The sequence below is a fragment of the Streptomyces sp. NPDC017940 genome (assembly GCF_044328435.1).
Taxonomy (GTDB): domain Bacteria; phylum Actinomycetota; class Actinomycetes; order Streptomycetales; family Streptomycetaceae; genus Streptomyces.
Map to the genome: position 1 here is coordinate 593,323 of NZ_JBIRHJ010000003.1, position 21,131 is coordinate 614,453.

Annotated in this window: 21 protein-coding genes; 10 read left to right on the plus strand and 11 right to left on the minus strand. The window is 71.5% G+C overall.

Going from position 1 to position 21,131, the window contains the following annotated elements; genetic code table 11:
- Positions 1 to 5 precede the first annotated feature (5 nt).
- The 4 genes from ACH4DX_RS12675 to ACH4DX_RS12690 all read left to right on the plus strand — a co-directional run bounded on the left by ACH4DX_RS12675 (position 6) and on the right by ACH4DX_RS12690 (position 4,300).
- On the plus strand, positions 6 to 1,448 hold the full coding sequence (locus tag ACH4DX_RS12675; RefSeq protein ID WP_398155266.1) for a polysialyltransferase family glycosyltransferase: 1,443 nt from the start codon (positions 6 to 8) through the stop codon (positions 1,446 to 1,448).
- Positions 1,449 to 1,683: 235 nt separating this feature from the next.
- The gene (locus tag ACH4DX_RS12680; protein ID WP_398155048.1) at positions 1,684 to 2,607 is read left to right on the plus strand and encodes a class I SAM-dependent methyltransferase; all 924 of its coding nucleotides are present in this window, start codon (positions 1,684 to 1,686) and stop codon (positions 2,605 to 2,607) included.
- An 81-nt stretch (positions 2,608 to 2,688) separates the two neighbouring features.
- Positions 2,689 to 3,252: a MarR family winged helix-turn-helix transcriptional regulator gene (locus ACH4DX_RS12685; protein WP_398155049.1), complete on the plus strand. Its 564-nt coding sequence runs from the start codon at positions 2,689 to 2,691 to the stop codon at positions 3,250 to 3,252.
- Between the two features lie 85 nt (positions 3,253 to 3,337).
- Positions 3,338 to 4,300, plus strand: coding sequence for a L,D-transpeptidase family protein (locus tag ACH4DX_RS12690; protein ID WP_398155050.1), 963 nt, complete (start codon positions 3,338 to 3,340; stop codon positions 4,298 to 4,300).
- Between the two features lie 252 nt (positions 4,301 to 4,552).
- On the opposite strand, the gene ACH4DX_RS12695 is transcribed toward ACH4DX_RS12690, so the two are convergent.
- Together ACH4DX_RS12695 and ACH4DX_RS12700 are read right to left on the minus strand one after the other, a co-directional pair.
- On the minus strand, positions 4,553 to 6,013 hold the full coding sequence (locus tag ACH4DX_RS12695; RefSeq protein WP_398155051.1) for a hypothetical protein: 1,461 nt from the start codon (positions 6,011 to 6,013) through the stop codon (positions 4,553 to 4,555).
- The gene (locus ACH4DX_RS12700; protein WP_398122026.1) at positions 6,013 to 6,684 is read right to left on the minus strand and encodes an RNA polymerase sigma factor; all 672 of its coding nucleotides are present in this window, start codon (positions 6,682 to 6,684) and stop codon (positions 6,013 to 6,015) included. Before ACH4DX_RS12700 ends, ACH4DX_RS12695 begins: the two co-directional genes overlap by 1 nt.
- 538 nt (positions 6,685 to 7,222) lie before the next feature.
- Here ACH4DX_RS12700 and ACH4DX_RS12705 point away from each other — a divergent pair.
- The gene (locus ACH4DX_RS12705) at positions 7,223 to 7,981 is read left to right on the plus strand and encodes a hypothetical protein (RefSeq protein WP_398122025.1); all 759 of its coding nucleotides are present in this window, start codon (positions 7,223 to 7,225) and stop codon (positions 7,979 to 7,981) included.
- Between the two features lie 20 nt (positions 7,982 to 8,001).
- On the opposite strand, the gene ACH4DX_RS12710 is transcribed toward ACH4DX_RS12705, so the two are convergent.
- The 6 genes from ACH4DX_RS12710 to ACH4DX_RS12735 all read right to left on the minus strand — a co-directional run bounded on the left by ACH4DX_RS12710 (position 8,002) and on the right by ACH4DX_RS12735 (position 13,589).
- Entirely contained in the window at positions 8,002 to 8,769 is a 768-nt protein-coding gene (locus tag ACH4DX_RS12710; protein WP_398155052.1) for a hypothetical protein, read from the minus strand.
- A 447-nt stretch (positions 8,770 to 9,216) separates the two neighbouring features.
- On the minus strand, positions 9,217 to 9,876 hold the full coding sequence (locus ACH4DX_RS12715) for a hypothetical protein (RefSeq protein ID WP_398155053.1): 660 nt from the start codon (positions 9,874 to 9,876) through the stop codon (positions 9,217 to 9,219).
- A 216-nt stretch (positions 9,877 to 10,092) separates the two neighbouring features.
- A complete protein-coding gene (locus ACH4DX_RS12720) occupies positions 10,093 to 10,596 on the minus strand; it encodes a hypothetical protein (RefSeq protein ID WP_398155054.1) in 504 nt (167 codons plus the stop codon).
- Between the two features lie 208 nt (positions 10,597 to 10,804).
- Positions 10,805 to 11,557 (minus strand): DUF4328 domain-containing protein, encoded by a 753-nt coding sequence (locus ACH4DX_RS12725; RefSeq protein WP_398155055.1) that lies wholly within the window; start codon positions 11,555 to 11,557, stop codon positions 10,805 to 10,807.
- 182 nt (positions 11,558 to 11,739) lie between these two features.
- Positions 11,740 to 13,455, minus strand: coding sequence for a glycoside hydrolase family 20 protein (locus ACH4DX_RS12730; protein WP_398155056.1), 1,716 nt, complete (start codon positions 13,453 to 13,455; stop codon positions 11,740 to 11,742).
- Positions 13,446 to 13,589: a hypothetical protein gene (locus ACH4DX_RS12735; RefSeq protein ID WP_398155281.1), complete on the minus strand. Its 144-nt coding sequence runs from the start codon at positions 13,587 to 13,589 to the stop codon at positions 13,446 to 13,448. Before ACH4DX_RS12735 ends, ACH4DX_RS12730 begins: the two co-directional genes overlap by 10 nt.
- A 221-nt stretch (positions 13,590 to 13,810) precedes the next feature.
- On the opposite strand from ACH4DX_RS12735, the gene ACH4DX_RS12740 reads away from it, so the two are divergent.
- The 5 genes from ACH4DX_RS12740 to ACH4DX_RS12760 all read left to right on the plus strand — a co-directional run bounded on the left by ACH4DX_RS12740 (position 13,811) and on the right by ACH4DX_RS12760 (position 17,905).
- Positions 13,811 to 14,326, plus strand: a complete 516-nt coding sequence (locus ACH4DX_RS12740; RefSeq protein WP_398155057.1) for a 2-oxo-4-hydroxy-4-carboxy-5-ureidoimidazoline decarboxylase — start codon at positions 13,811 to 13,813, stop codon at positions 14,324 to 14,326.
- Between the two features lie 148 nt (positions 14,327 to 14,474).
- Positions 14,475 to 14,855, plus strand: a complete 381-nt coding sequence (gene sdhC / locus ACH4DX_RS12745; RefSeq protein WP_078965447.1) for a succinate dehydrogenase, cytochrome b556 subunit — start codon at positions 14,475 to 14,477, stop codon at positions 14,853 to 14,855.
- Positions 14,856 to 14,863: 8 nt separating this feature from the next.
- Entirely contained in the window at positions 14,864 to 15,358 is a 495-nt protein-coding gene (locus ACH4DX_RS12750; RefSeq protein ID WP_030562433.1) for a succinate dehydrogenase hydrophobic membrane anchor subunit, read from the plus strand.
- Between the two features lie 22 nt (positions 15,359 to 15,380).
- The gene (gene sdhA / locus ACH4DX_RS12755; protein ID WP_398122018.1) at positions 15,381 to 17,135 is read left to right on the plus strand and encodes a succinate dehydrogenase flavoprotein subunit; all 1,755 of its coding nucleotides are present in this window, start codon (positions 15,381 to 15,383) and stop codon (positions 17,133 to 17,135) included.
- Positions 17,135 to 17,905, plus strand: coding sequence for a succinate dehydrogenase iron-sulfur subunit (locus ACH4DX_RS12760; protein ID WP_398122017.1), 771 nt, complete (start codon positions 17,135 to 17,137; stop codon positions 17,903 to 17,905). The genes sdhA and ACH4DX_RS12760 overlap by 1 nt, the downstream gene beginning before the upstream one ends.
- A 144-nt stretch (positions 17,906 to 18,049) precedes the next feature.
- Here the strand turns inward: ACH4DX_RS12760 and narI are convergent, their stop codons facing one another.
- From narI to narH, 3 genes are read right to left on the minus strand one after another with little or no spacing between them, the layout of a single operon-like run.
- Complete coding sequence (narI, locus tag ACH4DX_RS12765; RefSeq protein WP_398155058.1) at positions 18,050 to 18,766, minus strand: respiratory nitrate reductase subunit gamma; 717 nt, start codon at positions 18,764 to 18,766, stop codon at positions 18,050 to 18,052.
- On the minus strand, positions 18,766 to 19,413 hold the full coding sequence (narJ, locus tag ACH4DX_RS12770; protein ID WP_398122015.1) for a nitrate reductase molybdenum cofactor assembly chaperone: 648 nt from the start codon (positions 19,411 to 19,413) through the stop codon (positions 18,766 to 18,768). Before narJ ends, narI begins: the two co-directional genes overlap by 1 nt.
- Positions 19,410 to 21,131 carry a nitrate reductase subunit beta gene (narH, locus tag ACH4DX_RS12775; RefSeq protein WP_398155059.1) on the minus strand — a complete coding sequence of 574 codons (1,722 nt, stop codon included), beginning with the start codon at positions 21,129 to 21,131 and terminating at the stop codon, positions 19,410 to 19,412. Before narH ends, narJ begins: the two co-directional genes overlap by 4 nt.

Genomic DNA, 21,131 nt, shown 5'->3' on the forward strand with positions numbered 1-21,131 from the left:
GGGCGGTGCCCGATCCGCACACGGCCGCGCTCGACGCCGCGCGCCCCGACTCGGGCCGCCGCACCACGCAAATCTTCTTCGCGTCCACGCTGTACGGCGTGGCCACGCTGGCCGCGGCCCTGGACGCCGAGCGCTTCGGCCCCGCCGACCGGCGCGTGCTGCTGATCGCCAACAACGCGGCGACGCCCGAGACCACGCCGTCCGTCGACACGATGCCCGGCTTCGAGCGGCTGCGGGCCCGCTTCGACGACGTGCTCTCGTGGAACGAGGCCATCTCGCCGTTCCACCCGGGCGGCTGGTCGCCGCGCGGCGACGACCTGCCGCTGTGGCAGCGCTATCTGCGGCTCGCCTGGGGTCTCGGCGACGACCGGATCGAGCTGGCCGTGGAGTCCATCCAGGTCAACCCCGCCCTCGCGCTCACCCGGATCTTCACCGGCGCGCCCGTCGACGTCTACGCCGACGGCCTGATGAGTTACGGCCCCACCCGCAGCAAGATCGACCCCCTGGTCGGCACCCGGGTGCGGCGGCTGCTCCACCTCGACCTGGTGCCGGGGCTCGCTCCGCTGCTGCTCACCGAGTTCGGGGTCGAGCCCGAGCTGGTGCCCACGGACGTGTTCCTGAAGGTCCTCGGTGAACTCGCCGACGACCAGGCCGAATCGGCGGCCGCCGGCGAGCTGCCGCAGCCCGACGGGGCGTCGGGGACCGACGCGTCGGCGCGGGTCGACGAACCCGCGCTCCTGCTCGGCCAGTACCTCTCCGCCCTCAACATCCTCACCACCGAGGAGGAGGAGGAGCTGCACGCGCGGATGCTGCGCGGCGTCGCGGCGCTCGGGCACACCCGGGTGGTGTTCAAGCCGCACCCGACGGCTCCCGCGCGCTGGTCGCGGCAGCTGGAGAAGGAGGCCGAGCGGATCGGCGTCGAGCTGACCGTCCTGGACACCCCGGTCCTCGCCGAGGTGCTCTACCAGCGGATGCGGCCCGCCCTCGTCGTCGGCTGCTTCTCCACCGCACTGCTCACCGCCTCGGCGTTCTACGACCTGCCGGTGGCCCGGATCGGCACCGAGACGCTCTTGGAGCGCCTGAAGCCGTACGAGAACAGCAACCGCATCCCGGTCACCCTGGCCGACGCGCTGCTGCCCGACCTCGGGGACCGCGCGGCCGTCACCGGGCCCCGCGGGGAGCCGGATCCGGCCGCGCTGACCGCCTTGGTGCGCGCCGTGGGCTTCGCCATGCAGCCGAAGATCTACCCGAGCCTGCGCCCGGCCACGGAGCGCTACCTCACCACCCAGCTGAACGACACCACCTGGCGCTACTTCAAGCGGCGCAGGCTGACCGCGCTCGCGCTGCCGGGCGGGATCCCGGTGCAGCTCGCCTTCATTCCGCGGAACGCGGCCGTCCGCAAGGTGGCGCGGCGGGCCCGGTCGATCAAGCGCGCCGCCCTGGGGTGAGGCGGGCGCCCGCGGTCCGGGGCGGGGCGCCGAAACGCCTCAGAGCACCACCGCGGGTAAGGTGATAATCCGCTTGCGTTCACGGGGAATTCATTTCTCCTGACCTTTTCGGCCGTCTCACCGATGTCTCGCGGATGTCCAGAAGCAGCATTGCGGTACGCGCCTTGACCGTGTCCGGGGTATCGCCTAGTTTCCCGGGGAACTTGCGTCCGCAACAAGAGAGCGGTTTTCCCTCATGCCTGCTGCGCACGACATATCCACGCCCCCTCAGGAGCTCGGCGACGTGCCGGGCTGGTTCCCCCCGCTCGACCAGGTGCTCTTCGATTGGTTCCTGAACCGGCAGGAGGGCCGGGGGCTGCACGGTGATCTTTTGGAGATCGGCGTGTACATGGGCAAGAGCGCGATATTCCTCGGCCGTCACCAGCGGGACGGCGAGGCCTACACGGTCTGTGACCTCTTCGAGGACGACGCCCCGGACGGGGCCAACTCCGCGGAGTCCAAGAAGTCCTACCCGACCTTGACCAAGCAGGCGTTCGAACGGAACTACCTGTCCTTCCACGACACGCTGCCGCGCGTCCTGCGGGGGCCGAGCTCCGTGGTGCCGGTCGAGGTGGCGCCCGCGTCCTGCCGGTTCGTCCACGTCGACGCCTCGCACCTGTACGAGCACGTGGCCGGTGACATCACCGCGGCCAGGGACGCCCTGCTGCCCAAGGGCGGCATCGTGGTCCTCGACGACTTCCGCTCCGAGCACACGCCGGGCGTGTCGATCGCGGCCTGGGAGGCGGTGCTCAACCGCGGCCTGCGACCGGTCTGCCTGAGCACCCAGAAGCTGTACGGGACGTGGGACGACCCCGAGGCCGTACAGGAGGACCTGCTCGCGATGGTGCGGGAGCGCGACGACTGCCACCTGAGCGTGCAGCAGGCGGCAGGACACCGGATCGTCCGCGTCAAGTCCAAGAAGGGCATGACGCCCCCCGACTTCCCGAAGTCACGCCACTACCGCCCACCCGTTCCGGCCCCCCGGCCCGCCACGCCCGCCACGCCAGCCACGCCCGCCACCGTCACTCCGGCGCGCCCGAGCCGCACCCGGGCCCGGCGGCTCGCGGCGGACCTGCTGCCACCGGTGGTGACGCGGGCGGTGCGCAAGGCACGGTCCTGAGGGGACCTGTCGGGCCCGGCCCGCGAACGCTCGCGGCGAGCGATTGACCTCAAGCAAACTTGAGGTCCTACGTTCGTACACATGACGAACACCAACGCGAACGCGAACACGGTTACGCATACGGATACGCATACGGATACGGATGCGAACACGACGACGGCGGCCACCACGGCGGCGAAGGCACCCTTCGCGCCCTCCCACAGCGACGCCGGCCTGGCCGACCAGCCGATCGGCTACTGGAGTTCGGCGGCCGGCAAGGCCGTGGTGCACCACATCCGCACGATGCTCGCCGAGAACGGCCTCACGCAGCCGCAGTGGTGGGTGCTGAACCAGGTCGACGGCCACCCGGAGGGCCGCGGCCGCGAGGAGGTCGTCGAAGTCCTGCGCGGCTACCTGGAGTTCGGCGAGGGCCCCCTGCACCACGACATCGACTCCCTCGCCCGCCGCGGACTGCTCACGGAGGGCGGGGACGGCACTCTGCACCTCACGGAGGAGGGTTCACAACTGCGCGGGCGGGTAGCCGCGTTGCAGGGAAGGACCCGTGGGGAGATCCACGAAGGCATCGACGACGCCGAGTACGTACGGACCCTGAAGGTGCTCCAGCGCATGATCTACAACGTGGACGGCCGGGCCTGGCACCACTGAGGCAGGCTTCACAAGTATTCGCTCATGGGAAACACTTCGGAGAACGGTGTCCGGTTCCAAGGCTTGGGGCGACATGAGGGATGCGATGAGCAGAAGCGCGATAGCCAAGGGGCGGGCGGCGGTGGGCGCCGTCGCCGCCCTGGCCCTGGCGTGCGGGTGCACGGCGCAGGCCGTCGACTCGTCCAGGGGTGAGGGGAATGCGCCATCCGCCAGGAAGACTTCGGACAACTCCGCGCCCACTCCGCGGAGTTCACGGAGTTCCCCGACGGAGAAGCTGAAGAAGATGAAGTCGCCGGTCTCACGGGCGGAGTTGCCCGCGTCGCAGCGGAAGCGGCCCACCCATCGGGCGCCGACGACCCCGTCCACCCCCGCGCCCCCGCTGCGCACCAGTACGCCCCCACCGCCTCCCGAGCCGGGCCCGGTCGTCATGGCCCGCGGCGAACGGGGCAAGAAGGTACGGGACTTGCAGGCCCGGCTGCGGCAGATCGGCTGGTTCGGGCAGCATCCGACAGGGACGTACGGGCCCGTCACGGCGACCGCGGTCGCCGGCTTCCAGAGCAAGCGGGGCCTGCGCGCCACCGGCACGACCGACACCCGTACCTGGAAGCGGCTGCTCGCGATGACGCGCGAGCCCTCGCGGTACGAGCTGTACCCCGACGGCGGCATGCCGCCCGCCAAGCCGGACCGGCGCTGTCTGACCGGCCGCGTCCTGTGCATCAGCAAGGACAGCCGCACCCTGACGTGGATGATCGACGGCAAGGTCAGGTCCACGATGGACGTGCGCTTCGGCTCCGAGTACACCCCGACCCGCGAGGGCGAGTTCCGCGTCTTCTGGAAGTCCCGCCACCATGTGTCGACGCTGTACGACACCCCGATGCCGTACGCCATGTTCTTCAGCGGCGGCCAGGCCGTGCACTACTCGTCCGACTTCGCGGCCAGCGGCTACAACGGCACGTCGCACGGCTGTGTGAACGTACGCGACAAGGAGGGCATCGCCCGGCTGTTCAAGCAGGTCGAGGACGGGGACCGGGTGGTCGTCTACAAGTGAGGGGGCCGGGGGTCACGGGCGGCACCGGTGGGGACTGAGGGCGCGGGCGGAATCGGGGGAACGTATCCCGCCCGCGCCATTGGCACGGAGCCGTAGGTACGGGGGGAACCCCGGCTCGTGCGCAGCCGATGACCAGTCGGCTCACTTCTTACTGCGTCACCCGTTCGGAAAACGTCACACCCGGGCGGTGCGGTCTGGGTCACATCCGCGGGCGTCCCTGGGCCTGCGGTCGGCGGCGTCCGGCGGCGTACTTCACCGGACGGGCAGCGCGCTGTACGGCGCCGACGGGCTCGGGAGCGGGGCGGGGAGCTTGACGGGCGGGGCGTGGTGGCCGCCGCCCTGGCCCTGGCCCTGGCCGGGGCCGTGCCCACCGTCTTGGTGGTCGTCGTCCTTGCCACCGTTGCCGTTGCCGTTGCCGTTCCCGTTGCCGTTGCCGTTCCCGTTGTCCTTGCCGTTCTCGTTCCCGTTGCCGTTCCCGTTGCCCTTGCCGTTCCCGTTGCCCTTGTCCTTGCCGCCGCCGAGGAGGCGCTCGCAGAACGTGCGCACGCGGTCGGCGCCGCGGGCGGCCTCCTCCAGGCTGCGTCGCTTGTCGCCCCGGAGTTCGCCGCTGCGGTAGTCGCGGCAGGCGGAGACCACGCGCTTGTGCCACTTCTTGGTGTCGCCGCGGCCCTGGCCCTGGTCCGTGTCGGGCCCGGCCTCCTGGTCCTTCCGCGGCTTGTCGGCGTCCTTCTGGCCGCCGCGGGTGTCACCGTCCTCCGGGTCGTCCGGGGTCTCGGTGTTCTCCGGCGGTGCGCTGGTCTCCGGGGCCCTCGACGGTTCGTCGTCGGGTGCGGAGCTCACGTCGTCGGGCAGTTCGTCGGGCGGGGCGACGGTGTCGCCGGAGGGCGTGGACAGCGGCCGTTCCGTCGCCGCCCCGGACGAGCCGCTGGTCGCGGGCCCCTGCTCGCTCCGCTGGAACGGCGAGGGGATCACTCCGGTCCCGGCGGCGACAGCGACCCCACCGACCATGCAGGCAGCCATCGCGGCGGCCACCCCGAACCGCACGGGCCGCCCCCAGCGGACGGACCCGCGCCCCGGGGCGGCGGTGCGCCCGATGCGGACGGACTGGTCACCGGGGGCCTTGAGGGTCTCGGGCGGCCCGGAGGCAGGGCGCCGGGGCAACTCCGCCGCGGCCCGCGGTTCCGCTTCGGGGGTGGCGGAGACACCGGGCAGGCCCGAGACGGCAGCCACCGCACCGTCCCCCGAGACCGCACCGTCCGCAGCCGCCGCACGGGACGCACGACGCGCGGCAGCCGCCCCGGACACAGTCACCGCCTCGGACACAGCCGTCGCCCCAGACGCAGCCGTCGCCCCAGGCACACCCGGCACCCCAGACACACCCGGCACCCCAGCCCCAGCCCCAGCCGCCGCACCAGCCCCAACCGCCGCCCCCGCGACGGCCGCCGCATCCGCCGCGGCACCCGATGCCACGCGGGCCTCGCGGGCCTCGCGGAACGCCGCCAGGGCACCGGCCTCGCCGGGAAGCTCGCCCCCGTCCCCCGGGCCGGCCCCGGGGGCGGGTGCGGGGAGGGCGGGCGTGCGGAGGGCGGCGAGGGCCTCCGTGAGGCGTTCCACCTGTTCACGCTCGTGATCACCGATGCCTTCGAGCCGCTCGCCGCTGAGCAGTCGCTCCGCGGCGTCACGGTCCAGCCACTTGTCCTGCTCGTCGGCCATCACATGTCCTTCTGCGTCCGCGTACGCGAATGCGTCACACAGGGGGACGGCGGCGCAGCACGTCCGTGCGGGTCCGGCTGCGGGGGAACGGCACCGAGTCCCTGCCCCTGCGCGGGCGCGTCGACGCCCATGAGTTCGGCGAGCCGCTTGAGCCCGCGGTGCGCGGCGGTACGGACGGCTCCGGGGCGTTTGCCCAGCGTATCGGCGGCGCTCTTGGCGTCGAGGCCGACCACGACGCGCAGCACGACGGCCTCCGCCTGGTCCTGCGGGAGCTGGGCTATGAGCGCGAGGGCCGCGTCGGTGGAGAGGGACTCGATCGCCTCGCCCGCGGTGTCGGCCTCGGCGGGCCTGCCGGTCAGCTCGGTCTCGTCGCCGCCTATCGCGGGGCGGCGGCCGCGCATCCGGATGTGGTCGAGGGCCCGATTGCGGGCGATGCGCGCGGCCCACCCGCGGAAGCGGTCCGCGTCACCGCTGAACCGGTCGAGGTCGCGGGCGATCTGCAACCACGCCTCGGACGCGACGTCCTCCGCGTCGACGTCGCCGACGAGCGTACGTACGTAACCGAGCAGCCGCGGGTGCACGGCGCGGTACACAGTCCGGAACGCGGTGTCGTCCCCGTCCTGCGCCGCAAGCACGGCGGCGGTCAGCTCAGCGTCGTCCTCCCCCTGCACTGCGTGCCCCTCCGCGCCTCGGCGAGGCGCCGCTCTCGCGGGTCTGTCTTCTCGCGGTCGTGCGCCGCTGTGCCGCTCGCGGTGGTCCGGTCGGCGGTCGCGTCGATGGGTCGCGACGCGGCGCGAAACTGCACGCTACGGCGTGCGACGGGTGCGCGTCCATGTTTGTACAACACGCAACTAGCGGGTGATGCGATGCGGTGTGACAGAAAACGCACCGGGAACGCAGAAGGGAGTACGGACCGCCACGCGGTTCGTACCGTGTGACGGCCGGGGCCTCTCCTGTGGGGGGTGGCGGCCCCGGCCGTCGTACCTTTCCCTACCGCCCTGAGCAGCAAAGACGTGGCTCGCGAGACGTGGCGCGACCAAGGCGTCCGGGCGTTCGACCGACCCTCCCCGAAACGATGCGCTCTGCGTTCCGTGGGCGGGGTCAGGTGGGGCCCGACGGGTGCGGGACGGGGGAAGGCGAGACGGTTGTACGCCTCGGGGGGGGGGACCTGTGACATCAGGCGGTTCAGATCGACGTCCAGATCGACGGGTGAAGCTGCGCCTGGCGCGGCAGAAGCAGCGACCGCGTTCCGTACGCGGCAGGGAGAGGGACCAGCCGCAGCGTCAGGAGGAGGAGCGCGGACGGTGGCGACGCCTCAACTGGTGGGTGCAGACCGGGACGGCCCTCGCGGGCGTCGCGGCGGTCGGAGGCATCGTGGTCACCGGTATCGCCACCTACTACAGCGCGCGGACCGCGGAAGACCAGTTGCAGCAGTCCCAGGAGGACGCTGACGAGTCAATACGCTCCCAGGCGTCCAAGGTGACGTTCTACAGCGATGCCGAGGTCAACCCGAGGAGCCGTCGCTACTACCTCATCAACCGGTCGCCGGATCCGATCTCGAAAGTGCATGTGATGATCCTGGCCGATGTCGCATGGAAGAAGACGGGCGCCGGGCCACCCCGTCGACAGAAGAGCCAGCTCATCCTCTGGCTCGGCAGCTTCCCGCCCTGCTCCGGGATCGTCCTGCGCAGCCGGGACATGGCCGTCGACTCCACCGCGCCGACGAACAAGAAGATCCCTCGCGACGCGGCGATAAGCCTGGACGAGTACTTCACGGTCAACTCCACCTACTTCAACGACAGTGGAGGGCGACGTTGGAAGCGCACCCTGGACGAACTGACGCACTGGGTGGAGCCGGGCGATGCCTATCCGGCCCCGCCGGCGCCGGTCACGGACGTCTCCACCATCCAGGTCAAGTTGCGCGAGAAGGTTCCCCTGGACACGGTGAAGCCCTGTAGTGCCACCTGATCCGTCACGTGCGGTACGGGTCAGACCTCGAAGAGGCCCGCCCCGGCCGGGCCGCCGATCTCGCTCACGTCGACGGTCCGGTCCACGGCCGGGGCGTGCGCCGCCACCGGCTTGCCGTAGTCGGACATCCGCATCGTGAGCCGCTTGTTCCCGTCCTCCATGACGAGAGCGGAGATGTAGGGCCTGCCCTCGGCCGCGACGTACATGGCGTTGGTCTCGCCCGCGCCGGGAGCCGGGTCGACGAGCGGTATGACGTGCTTGCCGTAGCGGTACGTCGCTGCTTCGGCGCGCACCTGGCCGTCGAAGGCGTGCTCCCCGCCGTCCAGCTTGCGGAGCATCGCGCCGAGGTCGCACTGCGCGCCGGGTAGCGCACGCCGTCCCGTGCCGACGCCCTCGGGCAGCTTCAGGTACTTGCCGCGGACGAGCGCGATCCGCTCCTCGACGGCTGCCAGGGCCTGCGGGCCTCGGCCGCGGGCCGTCGTCCGCATCGCCTCCAGCGAATCCTCCGAGAACCGCAGGTACGTCGCACCGCCCGCGATCACGATCAGTTCACCGCGCTGACCGGTCCCGGAGTCGAAGGTGCCCGTGCAGTTGCTGCGCCGGTCCAGATGCAGGTCGACCTCCTGGACGGTGGCCGTGCCCCCGGTCGGGGAGCCCTGGCTGATCTCGGTGGCTATGCGCAGCGAGTCCGCCGACTTCAGCAGGTCCATGCCCTCGGCGGCGAGGGTCTCACCGCGTGCCCGGTCCGCGGGCAGCCTGTCGGTGAACGTGCCGCCCTCGAAGCGCACCGGCTTCTCCCGGCCGCCGCAGGCCGTGAGCGCCGACGCGAGCGAGACAGCCGCCAGCGCGGCGGCTGCGCCCCGCGTCCACGCCCGGCCGCGGCGTCCGTGTCCACCCCGAGCCCCGCGTACCACCCTCAGCCCCACAACCCCACCCGTCCCCCACGCTCCGGCCGGGTCCGTCCCGTTCCGTCCCGCCGAAGTCCTCGTACGCTCTGCCACGTGCTCTTGCGTTCGCACGCGTCCCCACGTGTTCGCACGCGGCTCACGCGTCCGCACGCGGCTCATGCGTTTCTCATGATTCTCCCCATGAACCCTGCGCAGCGGCCCGCCCGTTGTCACATCCACGCGGTGCGGGATACGTCACTCCCCGATCCGCCCGCCCCGGTACAACCCTTCCGTCCCCTCGGCAGTCGTCCGGGCCCGCCGCCGCACGGACCATCCGCCGGACGGCCCCTAGGGCAGGTCCGAGCCCGCCCGCGTCCCCGATCGCCGGGACCTCGACACCACCGCCCGCAGCACCCTGCGCCCCTCGGTCGACACGTCGAGGACCTGGCGCAGGTTCCCGGTGACGGCGTCGCCGTCGGCTTCGAGGAGTTCGAGAACCCGTATCTGGCGGCGCAGTTCGGCGGCGACCAGAGGGGCCATGGCATCGTCACCGGCGTCCAGGAGCCGGTGTATGCGCAGCGCGGTGGCCGAGCAGGTGTCGGCCCAGGAGCGCAGGGCGCCGGCCGAGCGGGCCGCGGGTACGGCGTCGAGCATGCGCCGGGCGAGGGCGGTTGCGGCACCGCGGTCGGAGGAGTCGGGGGCGGAGCCCTCCCGGGAGGCAGGGGTGGAGCCCTCCCGGGAGGCAGGGGCGGAGCCCTCGTGGGAGGCAGGGGCGAAGCCCTCGTGGGAGGCGCGGGAGGCGCGCAATCCCTGCCGCACCTCCGCGAGCGCCCCCTCCCACGCCGTGCCGTCCGCGAGGCTCACCCACAGCGGGCGGAGCACCTGGTCGGTGGAGCCGAGCAGGGGCAGGCAGCGGTCGAGGCAGCCGAGGCCGCTCGCGGCGAGGGCGGTCTCGTCGGCGCGGGCGATGAGGTCGGCGAGGGCCGACTGGCCGGGCTCCGCCCCCACGGCGCCCGGAAGAACATCATCCGGCCATGCGTCGCCGGTTCCCACGCGCGGACCTGAACTGGACAAAGGGCTCGTACTCATGGCGTACGCCGTCTCCCGTCGCGGATGGGCACCTCCGCATGCCCCACTTGCCCTTACTGCGTACGGAGCGGCAGGAACGTCACTCCAGCGTCAGCGCGGCTGGAATTCGACGACGCCGTGCGGCGGCCGCGACGGCTACTGCGGGAACACCCCGAGCCGGTCGAGGAAGCGGAAGAAGAGCTCCTCGGCGGAGGGTTCGGGGTCCGCGGTGAGCACGTCGAGGAGCGCGGCGGACCCCACCGTCGTGCCGGACTCGGCGGCCCAGGCGACGGCGCGCCCAGCGGCGTCGCGCGGCTCCAGGAAGTAGTCCTCCACGGTCAGCTCGTCCTCGCGGAGGAACCCGGCCATCGCCTCGCGGGCCAGGCACGTGGTCCACGCGCCGCTCTCGGGGGCCGCCGCCTCGACGACGACGCAGTCGCTGTCGAGGACGTAGCCGAAGAGCGCGGGCGCGTCCGTCTCCTGGGCGAGGGTGTTCATGTTGCCGACGTCGACGCCGCCGTCGTCCGGGCACTCCCACACCTGCCACCCGTCGGGCCGCCTGTCCAGGAGCGTGAGCCGGTCCCGTACGCCCGCCACCGCCTTGCACTCACCGAGCGGGCGCTCGCTCCGGCCCACGACGTAGTACCCCCAGTAGCCCATCTCCGGTGCCCCCGTTGAACTCGAACCGCTGCTGTTCTCGAACCGTCGTACGCGATCCGTCGTACGCGAACCGCTGTACGCGACCCGCTGTACTGGAACCGCCGTGCTCGCACCGTGCTTCCCGGCTTTCGGCCGAATAGACCACAAGGCGGGTACCCGCGCCACCGAAAACGCACCGGAAAGGCCGGTGACCTGACAGAAGTGCCCTTTAAAGCGCACCTTCCGGACCAGAACGCGCCTTCGCGTCCTGCATCGCCGTGAGGCGGCGTACGAAGAGGATGGCGACGACGGCGGCGGCGATGTTCAGGACGTCGGAGGCCATCAGCGACACGACGGCCTGCTTGATCGCCTCGGGCTCCTCGGCGTTCTCGTACTGGCGGGAGGCGACCTGCCCGATGACGCCGGTGCAGAGCCACAGCGTCCACCAGGCGTTGAGCAGCGTGCGCCGCGGCCGCGCCGGCGGGGCGACGGGCTGCTCGAACCCGGCGGGCACCGCGGCGGCCGTGGTGGGAGCGCTCGCGTCCCAGATGTCGACGGCGATCCGGCGCGGGAACCAGAAGTTCACCACGGGCACGAACCAGCCGCCCACCGCCCAGCCGCGCGCCTTGGCGTGCCCGTCCGGGGCGAACACCTCGGCGTTCACGCGCACCCGGCGGAACCAGCAGATGAAGACGACGGCCGTGGCGAGCAGCGCGAGGCCCTGGAGCACGCCGGAGACGCCGTAGAGCGTGTCGGCCCGGTCGGCCCGGTCCTCCGCGTCGGCGCTCCAGCCGTGGTCGATGAGGTCGCTGACGACGTCGACGACCCCGACGCCCGCCCACAGCGAGAACACGTCGAAGGCCATGCCCACACCGAGCAGGGCCATGGTGGCGCGCGCGAGCCCGACGGGCGACTTCAGCCAGACGGCGGGTCCCGCGAACCCGGCGAACGGCGGTGGCGGTGGCGGCGGTGCGACGGGCATGGAAGGCGGCGTGTACGACATGACGGTGTGACCCCCACGGGTTCGGCGAACGCAAAGCAGCGCCGCCCTCTGCCCTCCCCGGCACCGGCGCGGCGCGACCTGCGAACCTACCCGAATTCCCCTACTTCTCCCGCATCATCCGTGTCATCCGCCTCATCCGCCTCATCCGTCTCGTCAGGGAGCTACTCCAGCCTGTCCGCGAGCCGCACGAACTCCTGCCACGAGCGGGTGGGTTCGCGCGCGTCCCACAGTTTCTGCGCCGTCGCCCGCAGCGGCATGCGGATGCCGCGGGCCACCTCGTCCTGGGTCTGCGCTCCGGCGAGGTCGCACCACACGGCGAAGGCGGCGCCGAGTATCTGCCGGTCGTAGGAGGCGGGGACGGGTGCGGTGCCGCGCAGCACCCGGGGGGTCCACTGCTCGTAGATCCGCTGCCCGGTGGGGTACGTGAAGTCGTTGGGCTGGCCGAGGACGTAGTAGAGGTACTCGTCGTTGTAGTTGACGACCTTCCGTCCCTCACGGAGGTACTCGACGGGTTCGCGGGCGCCGATCTCCTTGCCGGTCCAGTACGCGACCTCGACGCGGTCGTCGGCGTCGGTGACGCCGCCGCGGAAGAACCCGTCGTTCCAGGCCCGCACCTCGCGGCCGGGCCCGATCACCCTCGCGCGGTCGTCGAGCCACGCCGTGGCCAGGTCCTGAATGCGCGCGTCCGGTCCGAGGCGCTCGCGGGCGGCGGCGGCGAGCTGCGGGTAGGAGGCCTCCGGGTCGCTGCGGGTCAGGGCCTGGTACTCGTCGGCGCCGAGGTGCCACCGCGCCCCGGGGAACAGTTCGGCGTACTCGCGCAGCAGGTCGTCGACGATCTTCGCGGCCTTCGGCTCGGAGATGTCGACGGCGCCGGGCGTCGCCACCCCGCGGGTGTCACGCAGTTGCAGGTCGGGGTGGGCGCGGATGACCGCGCCGAGGTGCCCGGGCGAGTCGATCTCGGGGACGACGGTGATGTGCCGGCTCGCCGCGAGGTCGACGATGCGGCGGACGCGGTCCTTGCCGATGTGGTCGTCCGAGACGACCTCGGGGTGCGAGTCGGAGGCGATGCGGAAGGCCTGGTCGTCGGAGAAGTGCAGGCCTATCTCGTTGTACTTCAGGTCGCCGAGCTCACGGATGCGGTCCTCGATCCAGTCGGCGGAGAAGTGCTTGCGCGCGGTGTCGATCATGAAGCCGCGGCGGGGCTTGGCGGGCTGGTCCCGTACGACGCCCTCCGGGGCGGTCCGGCCGTCGGCGACCTCCTGCTTGAGGGTGCGGGTGCCGTAGAAGACCCCGGCGTCGGTGGGCGCGGCTATGCGTACGGTGCGGTCCTTGACGGTGAGGGTGTACGACTCGCGGTGCGTGCCGTCCTTCGCCGCCGCCAGGTCCAGGTGGACGTCGCCCGCGCGCGGCGCGGTCTCGCCCGCGTACCGCAGGCGCAGCTCACCGGCGAGCAGCCGGGCCTCGTCCGCGAGCCGCCCGTCCCCCACGACCACGCGCCCCTTCTCCGGGGGACGCCAGCCCGGCCCCCTCGCGGGGGTGTGGTCGCGTACGGCGGGCAGCGTGGCCGGGGTCTCGGAGAGCGCGTACGACTTGGTGGGCGTGGGGGTGGGCGTGGGCGTGGGCTTCGGTGCGGGTTCGCGCGCGGCCCTCGTGCGGTCGCCGTGCCCCGTCCCGCCGGAGCGGTCGTCCTCCGTGGGCCACAGGAGTGCCGTCAGCACGACGGCGCCGGTGACGGCGAGGGCCCCCGCGGCTGTGGCGGCACGGCGGCGACGGTTCGGCGGGCGCCCGCCCGGACCCGGGCGGGCGGACTCAGGGCCACCGGACCCGGGGCCGCCCTGTCCTCCGGCCCGCCCGCCGGAGTGATTCCCTAGGCCCATGCGGGACACCCCCGTCCGGGCGAACCGGCCGCGGCGGGTACGGCTCCGGCCGCCGCCGCCCGGACGGCAGCGGCGGCGGGGGCCGCGACGACAGTGGCTCCCGCGGTGGACAACGGCTCCTCGACCCTCTCCATGACTCCACGCTAAGCCTCGACAGCCGGCCACCGCGCGTCCACCTGGTGCCGCCAAACTCTGCCGTTCGGATGAATTCCCGGTGCCGCACGGTCACCCCGTCGCCCACCCCGCTAGCGTTGCCCCAGTACCCCCGTACGCCGCATCCGCCGCTCTGCGCCGAGGAGCCACCCTGCTGCCGCCGCACCGCGTCATACCGGACGCCGAGGACGCTCTGCACGTCATGAACACGACGTCGACCCAGGACGCCGAGCGCGCCCTCATGGCCTGCTGCGGGAGCCGTCACTGGGCGCGCCGCCTCGCCGACCACCGGCCCTACCCCGATCTGGACGCCCTGCTCGCCGCCGCCGACGAGGCGTCCTACGACCTGGCGCAGGACGACCTCGGCGAGGCCCTGGCCGCCGAAGCGCCGCAGGCGGCGCACCTGGCGGGCGGTGTCCACGGCGCCGCGGCCACCGCGCTGCGCGCCGCCACCGCCGCGTACGAGAGCCGCTTCGGCCACGCCTTCGTGATCTGCCTGGACGACATCGCGCCCAGCGAGGCCCTCGACCACGTGCTCGCCTCGCTCCGCGACCGCCTGGGCAACGACCCGGAGGAGGAGCGCGCCCTCGCGGCCGAGGAGCTGCGGCGCCTCGCCAGGGGCCGCCTCGCCCGGCTGCTGCCGAGGACGCCACGGGCCGGGGGACAGCCCGGACCCGCCACGGTTACACGGCGTAATAGCCCGTACGTACCAGTTTGATTGCTTGTTTGATCACAGTGGAGGACCCGGAGCGAGGTCACCGACAACTCGTCGATACGATGACGAGCGGCCGGTGGACCGTACCCGGCCGGGCTCGTCCGACCGAGAAGCCGGCCGGCCCCCATCCCCGCTCCCGGAGGGTTCTTCCGTGCCGGCTGGAACGCTGTACCGCGGCCGGGAAGGCATGTGGTCATGGGTGGCTCACCGAGTCACCGGTGTCCTCATCTTCTTCTTCCTGTTCGTGCATGTCCTCGACACCGCTCTCGTCCGCGTCTCCCCGGAGGCGTACGACGATGTCGTGGCTACCTACAAGACGCCGATCGTCGCGCTCCTCGAGTACGGCCTCGTCGCTGCCATCCTCTTCCACGCGCTCAACGGCCTGCGCGTCATCGCCGTCGACTTCTGGTCGAAGGGTCCGCGCTACCAGAAGCAGATGCTCTGGACCGTCGTGGGCATCTGGGTCGTGCTGATGGTCGGCGCGCTGTACCCGGTGCTCGGCCACGCCGTCCGTGAAGTCTTCGGGAGCTGAGGCGAGACATGTCCACTGACACGACCGTTGAGAAGTCCGGCGGCAGCGGCATCGGCCCCGTCGAGGGCGCCTCGCTGTACGACGCCGACAACCCGGCCCCCCTCATCGAGGCCCCGCGCAAGCGCACCACGAAGACCCCGCGGGCCACCCGCGGCAACTTCGAGATGGCCGCATGGCTGTTCATGCGCCTGTCCGGCGTCGTCCTCGTCGTCCTGGTGATCACGCACCTGCTGATCCAGCTCGTCCTGGACGGCGGCGTCTCCAAGATCGGTTTCGCGTTCGTCGCGGGCCGCTGGGCGTCCCCGTTCTGGCAGGTCTGGGACCTGCTCATGCTGTGGCTCGCGATGCTGCACGGCGCGAACGGCCTGCGTACGGTCATCAACGACTACGCGGAGCGCCCGAACACGCGGCTGTGGCTGAAGGGCCTGCTGTACACCGCCACGGTGTTCACCATCCTGCTGGGCACGCTGGTGATCTTCACCTTCGACCCGAACATCCGCTAGGCACGGGGCTGAGGCAACCACCATGAAGATCCACAAGTACGACACCGTCATCGTCGGCGCGGGCGGCGCCGGCATGCGCGCCGCCATCGAGGCGACGAAGCGCAGCCGCACCGCCGTGCTCACCAAGCTCTACCCCACGCGTTCCCACACGGGCGCCGCGCAGGGCGGCATGGCCGCCGCGCTCGCCAACGTGGAGGAGGACAACTGGGAGTGGCACACCTTCGACACGATCAAGGGCGGCGACTACCTGGTCGACCAGGACGCCGCCGAGATCCTGGCGAAGGAGGCCATCGACGCGGTCCTCGACCTGGAGAAGATGGGCCTGCCGTTCAACCGCACCCCGGACGGCACCATCGACCAGCGCCGCTTCGGCGGCCACTCCCGCAACCACGGCGAGGCGCCGGTGCGCCGCTCCTGCTACGCCGCGGACCGCACGGGCCACATGATCCTTCAGACCCTCTACCAGAACTGCGTCAAGGAGGGTGTGGAGTTCTTCAACGAGTTCTACGTCCTCGACCAGCTCATCGTGGAGGAGAACGGCGTCAAGAAGAGCGCGGGCGTCGTCGCCTACGAGCTCGCCACCGGTGAGATCCACGTCTTCCAGGCGAAGGCCGTGATCTACGCGTCCGGCGGCACCGGCAAGTTCTTCAAGGTGACGTCGAACGCGCACACCCTCACCGGTGACGGCCAGGCGGCCTGCTACCGGCGCGGTCTGCCGCTCGAGGACATGGAGTTCTTCCAGTTCCACCCGACCGGCATCTGGCGCATGGGCATCCTGCTCACGGAGGGCGCGCGCGGCGAGGGCGGCATCCTGCGCAACAAGGACGGCGAGCGCTTCATGGAGAAGTACGCGCCGGTCATGAAGGACCTCGCGTCCCGTGACGTCGTGTCCCGCTCCATCTACACGGAGATCCGTGAGGGCCGCGGCTGCGGTCCCGAGGGCGACCACGTCTACCTCGACCTCACGCACCTGCCGCCGGAGCAGCTCGACGCCAAGCTCCCCGACATCACCGAGTTCGCGCGCACCTACCTCGGCATCGAGCCCTACACGGACCCGATCCCGATCCAGCCGACCGCGCACTACGCCATGGGCGGCATCCCGACGAACGTCGCGGGCGAGGTCCTCGCGGACAACACGACGGTCGTCCCCGGCCTGTACGCCGCGGGCGAGGTCGCCTGCGTCTCGGTCCACGGCGCCAACCGCCTCGGCACCAACTCGCTCCTCGACATCAACGTCTTCGGCCGCCGCGCGGGCATCGCCGCCGCGGAGTACGCGGCCAAGGCCGACTTCGTGGAGCTCCCGGAGAACCCGGCGGAGCTCGTGGCCTCCCTCGTCGAGCAGCTGCGCGACTCCCGGGGCACCGAGCGCGTCGCGGACATCCGCAGGGAGCTCCAGGAGACGATGGACGCCAACGTGATGGTGTTCCGTACGGAGCAGACCATCAAGACGGCCGTCGAGAAGATCGGCGAGCTGCGCGCGCGCTACAGGAACGTCTCGGTCCAGGACAAGGGCAAGCGGTTCAACACCGACCTTCTCGAGGCCATCGAGCTGGGCAACCTGCTCGACCTGGCCGAGGTCATGGCGGTGTCGGCCCTGGCCCGCAAGGAGTCCCGCGGCGGTCACTACCGCGAGGACTTCCCGAACCGCGACGACGTCAACTTCATGCGCCACACCATGGCGTACCGCGAGGTCGCCGACGACGGCAAGGACTCGATCCGCCTCGACTACAAGCCGGTCGTGCAGACCCGCTACCAGCCGATGGAGCGTAAGTACTGATGGCTACCCCGACCCTCGACAAGGAAGACGCCAAGCCCGAGGCGGGCTTCGCCGACACCCCGTACATCACGGTCACCTTCCGGATCCGCCGCTTCAACCCGGAGGTCTCGGCGGACGCGACCTGGGAAGACTTCCAGCTGGAGATCGACCCCAAGGAGCGCGTCCTCGACGGTCTCCACAAGATCAAGTGGGATCTGGACGGCTCGCTGACGTTCCGCCGCTCCTGTGCGCACGGCATCTGCGGCTCCGACGCCATGCGCATCAACGGCAAGAACCGCCTCGCCTGCAAGACGCTGATCAAGGACATCAACCCGGCCAAGCCGATCACGGTCGAGCCCATCAAGGGCCTCACGGTCCTGAAGGACCTGGTCGTGGACATGGACCCGTTCTTCCAGGCGTACCGGGACGTCATGCCCTTCCTGGTCACCACGGGCAACGAGCCGACCCGCGAGCGGCTCCAGTCCGCCGAGGACCGCGAGCGCTTCGACGACACGACGAAGTGCATCCTGTGCGCCGCCTGCACGTCCTCGTGCCCGGTGTTCTGGAACGACGGCCAGTACTTCGGCCCGGCCGCGATCGTCAACGCCCACCGCTTCATCTTCGACTCGCGCGACGAGGCCGGTGAGCAGCGCCTGGAGATCCTGAACGACAAGGACGGCGTGTGGCGCTGCCGCACCACGTTCAACTGCACCGACGCCTGCCCGCGCGGCATCGAGGTCACCAAGGCCATCCAGGAGGTCAAGCGAGCGCTGATCACGCGCCGCTTCTGAGCCTTCCGGCTCGGCCAGGGCGAGGGCCCCGCTTCCGGTTCCGCACCGGGAGCGGGGCCCTCGCTCGTTCGCGCGCGGCCCGGTGCCATCCGGACAATCCGGGGCTGTACGGGGCTGTACGGGGCCATCCGTGACCATCCGGGACTAGGAGTCCACCCGCTCCCAGCCCCGCTTCTCCTTGCGCGGCGCCGCCCCCCTGCTCCGGTACACCACATAGGGCCGGAACAGGTACTGCACGGGCGCGCTGAACATGTGGATCAGGCGCGTGAAGGGCACCAGGGCGAAGAGGATCAGGCCGATCACGGCGTGGAGCTGGAAGGTGAGGGGGACGGCCTCCATCAGGGAGACCTCCGGCCGGAGGGTGAAGAGGGAGCGGGCCCAGGGGGCGATGGTCTCGCGGTAGTCGTAGCCCTCGCTGGGCGTGGAGTGCGCCAGCTTGGCCCACATGCCGAGGACGATGGCCGCGAGCAGCACCGCGTACATGAGCTTGTCGTTGCGGGTGGTGGCGCGGAAGACCGGGGTGTCGGTGCGGCGGCGGTAGATGAGGACGGCGATGCCCGCGACCGCGAGGGCACCCGCCGCGGTGCCGCCGAAAAGCGAGAACAGGTGGTAGGCGTGCTCGTCGAGGCCCGCGCCCGCGGTCCAGGACGCCGGGACGAACAGGCCCATGAGGTGGCCGACCAGGACGAAGAGGATGCCGTAGTGGAAGGCGGGGGACGCGATGTTCAGGAGCCGGGACTCATAGATCTGGGACGAGCGGGTGGTCCAGCCGAACTTGTCGTAGCGGTAGCGCCAGACGGTTCCGGCGACGAGCAGGACCGCGGCCAGGTAGGGCAGCACGCCCCAGAGGAAGAGGTGCATCAGCGGCCTCCGTGCCCGGGGGTTCCGTATCCGGAAGTCCCGTACCCGGAAGTCCCGTAACCGGGAACTTCGTACCCGGGAGCCCCGTACCCGGGCGGGAAGTCGAGGCCGACGGTCTCCGTGCGCGGCCCGGTTCTCGCCAGCGCCCGTGCCTCCAGGCGGTCCTTCGGGGTCGGACCCGGCAGGGTCGCGCACACCGCGTCCAGGATCGCCGCGTACGGCGTGCCGTCGTCGGTGAGCGCGAGGCGCAGGAGTTCCAGGCCCGCGCGGTGGGCGGCGAGGAGGTCCCGGTTGCCGGTGCGTGCGGTGAACTCCAGGACGGCGGGCAGGAAGTCGGGCAGTTCCTCGCCGGTGACGGTGAGGCCGTAGGCGCGGTACGTCTCCTTGAAGGCGACGAGGGACGCGCCCCTGCGGCGGGTGTCGCCGTCCAGCCACCAGCTCAGGTACAGGCTGTGCCGGTTCTTGAAGTCGAAGACGCGGACGTAGTGCTCGGCGGCGGCGGTCGGCGACCAGGGCTCGAACTCGTCGAGGAAGGGGTGCAGCTCCGGTACGGCCGCCCGCACCAGCGGCAGGCGGTCGCGGACCTCGGCGTCGGGGTAGCACAGACAGTGCGCGGCCCCCTGGTACAGCACGGCGGGTTCGGTCACCGTTCCTCCTCCTCGCCGGAGTTCACGCCGGAGTTCCCGCCGAATTTCCCTCCGGAGTTCTCACCGGAGTTCTCACCGGAGTCCGCGGCGGAGCCCACGGCGGGCATCTCGTCCGCCGTCTGGCGGCGGCGCGACGCGTGGAAGTTCTCGATCGTGACGAGCGGCAGTCCCCCGTACGTCCCCGAGTCGTCCCCGAACGGGCCGGGACCCGCCGGGACCATGCCGGGACCGCCGGGCCGGTCGAGGCCGCAGCCCTCGGGCACCGCCGACTCCTCCAGGCGCCGGGCGTCGTCGAGCGCCGCCGTCGGGATGACGTAGCGCTCGTCGTACTTGGCGAGGGCGAGGAGCCGGTACATGTCCTCGATGCCGTCCGCGGTCATGCCGACGCGGGCGGCCACCGCGGGGTCGGCGGTGTCGGCGAGGTTGACGGCCCGCATGTGCGAGCGCATCGCCGCGAGCCGCTCCAGGGCGGCGCGCACGGGGCCGACATCCCCGGCCGTGAACAGCTCCGCCAGGTACTCCAGGGGAATGCGCAGGGTGTCGATGGCGCCGAAGAGGTTGTCCGCGTCCTCGCCGTCGTGCCCGGTGCCCGCGAGGGCGTCCACGACCGGGGACAGCGGCGGTACGTACCAGACCATCGGCAGGGTGCGGTACTCCGGATGGAGCGGGAGCGCCACCCGGTAGGTGCTGATGAGGGCGTGCACGGGTGAGCGGCGGGCCGCCTCGATCCAGTCGTGCGGGATGCCGTCGCGCTCGGCGGCCCGCCGCACCCCGGGGTCGGCCGGATCGAGGAAGATCCCCAGCTGGGCCTCGTACAGGTCCTGCTCGTCGGGCACCGAGGCCGCGGCCGTCACCTTGTCCGCGTCGTACAGGACCACGCCCAGGTACCGCAGCCGCCCCACGCACGTCTCGGAGCAGACCGTCGGCAGGCCCACCTCCAGACGCGGGTAGCAGAGCGTGCACTTCTCCGCCTTGCCGGTGCGGTGGTTGAAGTAGACCTTCTTGTACGGGCAGCCCGTCACGCACTTGCGCCAGCCCCGGCACTGGTCCTGGTCGACGAGGACGATGCCGTCCTCGGACCGCTTGTACATCGCCCCCGACGGGCAGGCCGCCACACACGCCGGGTTCAGGCAGTGCTCGCAGATGCGCGGCAGATAGAACATGAAGGTCTGCTCGAAAGCCGCCTTGACCTGCACGGCGGCGCGGTCGGCGGTCTCCGTGGCCCGTTGCTCGGCCTGCGCGACCATGGGGTCGGCCGCGACGCTCCCGGGTCCACCGCCGAGGTTGTCGTCCCAGTTGGAGCTCCACTCGATCTTCATGGGCTTGCCGGAGATCAGGGAGCGGGGCTCGGCGACCGGGTAGTCGTCGCCGAGGGGCGCGTCGGTGAGGTTCCTGTACTCGTACGTCCAGGGCTCGTAGTAGTCCTTGATGCCGGGGAGCACCGGGTTGGAGAAGATCGTGGCGAGGGCGTGGAAGCGGCCGCCGGACTTCAGCTTCAGCGCGCCGCGCCGGTTCAGCTCCCAGCCGCCGCGCCACTTCTCCTGGTCCTCGTAGCGGCGGGGGTAGCCCTGCCCGGGACGGGTCTCGACGTTGTTGAACCAGACGTACTCCACGCCGGAGCGGTTGGTCCAGGTCTGTTTGCAGGTGACCGAGCAGGTGTGGCAGCCGATGCACTTGTCGAGGTTCATGACCATCGCGATCTGGGCGAGGACCCGCAT